The sequence below is a fragment of the Xanthobacter autotrophicus genome (assembly GCF_029991245.1).
Classification (GTDB): domain Bacteria; phylum Pseudomonadota; class Alphaproteobacteria; order Rhizobiales; family Xanthobacteraceae; genus Xanthobacter; species Xanthobacter autotrophicus_C.
This window is the reverse complement of the sequence record NZ_JAIVFO010000234.1, coordinates 1-3770: the sequence shown is the minus strand read 5'-3', so window position 1 is coordinate 3770 and position 3770 is coordinate 1. Positions and strand designations below refer to the sequence as shown.

Here is a 3770-nt window from a genome sequence, read left to right as displayed (position 1 = left end):
GTCAGAGGTGTATAAGAGACAGGGCGGTCTCCAATGCCGCCGGACGCTTCGAGCCGGCGGCCCGCATCCTGTTCGACGACGGATGGCAAAGCCTGGAAGACCTGCCGCCCCTGCGCACGCAGGTGACGGAAGAGCGCGCGCGCACGGTCATCACCCGCAACCAGTCGCCGGATATCGCCTTCGATCGCTCCATCAATGCCTATCGGGGCTGCGAGCACGGCTGCGTCTATTGCTTCGCCCGGCCGACCCACGCCTATCACGGCCTGTCCGCCGGGCTCGATTTCGAGACCAAGCTGTTCGTGAAGCCGGATGCGCCGGAGCTGCTGGCGCGGGAGCTGTCCCACCCCTCCTACCAGCCCCGCGTCATCGCCATGGGCACCAACACCGACCCCTACCAGCCCATCGAGAAGCGCTACGAGATCACCCGCCGCCTGCTGGAGGTGCTCTCCGAGTTCGGCCATCCGGTGGGCATCGTCACCAAGTCCGGGCTGGTGGCGCGCGACATCGACATCCTCGCCCCCATGGCCGAGCGCGGTCTCGTCAAGGTGGCCATCTCCATCACCACCCTCGATCCGCATCTCGCCCGCACCATGGAGCCGCGGGCGGCGAGCCCCCATGTGCGGCTCGGCACCATCCGCCGGCTCGCCGATGCGGGCATTCCCACCGCCGTGCTCACCGCCCCGCTCATCCCGGCGCTCAACGACATGGAGGTGGAGCGCATCCTCGATGCCGCCAAGGCCGCCGGCGCCAGCGAGGCGGGCTATGTCATGTTGCGCCTGCCGCTGGAAATCGCCGACCTGTTCCGCGAATGGCTGGTCACCCACTTCCCGGACAAGGCGCGGCACGTGCTCGGCCTCATCCGCCAGATGCACGGCGGCAAGGACTACGATGCCACGTTCGGCAAGAGGATGGGGGGGGACGGCCCCTATGCCTGGACCGTGGGCCGCCGCTTCGAGATCGCGGCGCGACGGCTCGGCCTCGCCGGGCGCGGGCTGAAGCTGACCACCGCCCACTTCCGCCGCCCCAAGCCGGCGGGCGTGCAACTCGACCTGTTCGATTGAAGCGCCATATGAAGCACCCTACGGAAACGCCCATGCCGCCGGCACCTGCGCTTCGCCTGCACCTCGTCACTTTGGGGGTCGCAGACCTTGGCCGCGCCGTCGCCTTCTACACGGCGATGGGCCTGGAGCGGCGCGACCTTGACACCCAGGACCCGGATACGCAGGGCGTCGCCTTCTTCCTGGCCGGGCATGTGGTGCTGAGCCTGTACCCGCGCGACCGCCTGGCCGATGACGCCACGCTGGCCGATACGCCGCCGCAGCCCTTCTGCGGCCAGACCCTCGCCTGCAACGTGGCGCGGGAAGAGGAAGTCGCGCTCGTGATCGCCCGCGCCGTGGCGGCCGGGGGCAATGGGGTGAAGCCAGCGCAGAAGGTGTTCTGGGGCGGCACCAGCGGCTATTTCGCCGACCCCGACGGGCATCTGTGGGAAGTGGCGCACAACCCCTTCTTCCCGTTCGACGCCGAAGGCCGGCTCACGGTGCCGGAGCGGGCCGTCTCGTAACGGCGCATGTCCGGACGAGGCAGCGCCGCGCTACGAGCCCTCGCGCTACGAGCATTCGAGCTACAAACCTTGCGGCCGAGGGCAGGCGCCGTAGGCCCGCAAGAAGACGCGCACCGCGCCCTTCACCGATTTCTCCACCGCCGCGGGATCGGGCGCGTCGGGTGCGCCGATGAGGGCGGGGATGGTCACCCCGTCCTTGCACAAGGTGAGGAACTGGCTCGCCGCCTGCTCCACGTCCTCGATGTCGAGCACGCCCTGCTCCACCTTGGCGGCGAGATAGACCGACAGGCGCGACACCCCCTCGCAGGGGCCCGCCTCGAAGAAGCGGCGCCCGATGTCGGGAAACTTGGCCGAGATGGCGATCACCGTGCGCAGGAGCGCGATGCTGCTCGGCCGCAGGATGGCGCGGATGAAGGAATAACCGAGCTTGGTGAGCGCGGTTTCCACGTCCTCTTCCTCGGAATCGAGCACGAACATGCGCTCGGCGGTCTCCTCGCACTCGCTCCCCACGAGGGCGGCGAAGAGATCCTCCTTGTTCTCGAAATAGACGTAGAGCGTCCCCTTCGAGACGCCGGCCGCGCGGGAGATGTCGCCCATGCTCGCCGCGTCGAAGCCGCGCTCGAAGAACACCCTGCGGGCGCCGGCAAGGATCTGGCTGCGCTTTTCCGGGTCCTGGCCCGCGCCATGCCCCGTGTCCCGGGGTTCCGCGTCCCGCGGCTCCGGGCTGCGCGGCTTGAGGTCGGCGCCACCGATATCGGTCATACTCCCACGTCTCTTTCTTTCCAGTCCTACGTTCTTGCGGGATCACAGCACCGGCGCGCAAGCACCGATAGGGCGTTCCCGCAACACGCGTGAACGAGGTGACATCGCCGCAACAGGCAGGTCGCTACCCAAGCCGACCGAACCGTTCAGTTCTCTCTTGCAATGGTATCCAGGTTGGGCTAAATCCATAAGCACCGAACCGAACCGTTCGGTCAATGACGCGGTACCGCAACCCACGTCGTGACCGGACCAGGGGGAGGAGAGCAACGCCCCCGCTCTCCTCCCCCAAATTTTTCGGCCTCCCTTCAGATCCGTACGCGCCAAGCGATCCGCAACCCTGCCCCGACCTGCGTCCGGGCGGCGTTATGCGACATTCCGCCGCATCACCTTGGCCGTCGCGCGTCACGGCTTACCTTACCGAAACCGATCCGGGCCCCTCTGGCGCAGTTCTGCTGTGCGATGTCGGATCACCGCGTGCTCAGCACTCACCGGAACCTCTGGCCCATGATCGCACCCGACCGGACATGACACTCCCGCGCCCACCCCACCGGCGTCGCGCGCTTTTCCTGGTCAATCCCGGCGCGCGCCAGGGCACCGCATCGCTCGGCGCGGTGCGCGACCTGCTGGCCCGCGACCTGGACCTCACCGACGTGGGATGGCCCGGCGCGGCCGCGGTCTCCGACACCATCCGCGCCCGCGCCGGCGAGGCCGATCTCGTCATCCTCGGCGGCGGCGACGGCACGCTGAATGCGGCCGCATCCGGCCTCTCGGACACCCAGCTGCCCCTCGGCGTGCTGCCGCTGGGCACCGCCAACGATTTCGCCCGCACCCTCGCCATCCCCGCCGACCTTGCGGCCGCCGCCGGCGTGGTCCGGTCCGGCGCACCGCGGCCCATCGACCTTGGCGAGGTGAACGGCCATCCCTTCCTCAACGTGGCCAGCATCGGCTTTTCCGCCGATCTCGCCCGCGAGCTGACGCAGGACGCCAAGCGCCGCTTCGGGGTGCTGGGCTACGGCATCGCCGCCGCCCGCCTGCTCATCCAGTCGCGCCTGTTCACCGCCTTCATCGAGCATGACGGAACGGTGGAGACCGTGCGCACCCTGCAGGTGTCCGTGGGCAACGGCCGGCACTATGGCGGCGGCATGACAGTGGAGGCCACCGCCACCGCCGACGATGGCAGGCTCGATTTCTACAGCCTTGAAGTGGACCACTGGTGGCGCCTGCTCGCGCTCCTGCCCTCGCTCCGGCGCGGCACGCAGGGGGCGTGGGACGATGTGCGCGCCTTCCGCACCACCGAAGTGGTGGTGCGCACCAGCCGCCCGCGCCCGGTGAACACCGACGGTGAACTCGTCACCTACACCCCCGCCCGGTTCCGGATCCGTCCGGGAGCCATCCGGGTCTATGCGCCACCGGCCCCGGCGTTTTCCCCGGCCCCCTCCCCCAACCT

Annotated in this window: 4 protein-coding genes; 3 read left to right on the top strand and 1 reads right to left on the bottom strand. The window is 69.1% G+C overall.

All coding sequences use genetic code 11. From position 1 onward, the window contains the following. Both K9U41_RS22095 and K9U41_RS22090 read left to right on the top strand, forming a co-directional pair. A partial coding sequence (locus K9U41_RS22095) for a PA0069 family radical SAM protein (protein WP_282642994.1) occupies positions 1-1061 on the top strand: 1061 nt, incomplete at its 5' end. Between the two features lie 32 nt (positions 1062-1093). Beyond that, on the top strand, positions 1094-1561 hold the full coding sequence (locus tag K9U41_RS22090; protein WP_282642993.1) for a VOC family protein: 468 nt from the start codon (positions 1094-1096) through the stop codon (positions 1559-1561). 60 nt (positions 1562-1621) lie between these two features. On the opposite strand, the gene K9U41_RS22085 is transcribed toward K9U41_RS22090, so the two are convergent. Further along, positions 1622-2323, bottom strand: coding sequence for a TetR/AcrR family transcriptional regulator (locus K9U41_RS22085; protein ID WP_282642992.1), 702 nt, complete (start codon positions 2321-2323; stop codon positions 1622-1624). A gap of 524 nt (positions 2324-2847) precedes the next feature. Between K9U41_RS22085 and K9U41_RS22080 the strand changes: the two genes are divergently transcribed. Beyond that, a partial coding sequence (locus K9U41_RS22080) for a lipid kinase (RefSeq protein ID WP_282642991.1) occupies positions 2848-3770 on the top strand: 923 nt, incomplete at its 3' end.

Excerpts from the sequence above, each read along its gene's own strand:
- K9U41_RS22090 (WP_282642993.1), top strand. The coding sequence starts at position 1,094 with ATGCCGCCGGCACCTGCGCTTCGCCTGCACCTCGTCACTTTGGGGGTC.
- K9U41_RS22085 (WP_282642992.1), bottom strand. The coding sequence starts at position 2,323 with ATGACCGATATCGGTGGCGCCGACCTCAAGCCGCGCAGCCCGGAGCCG.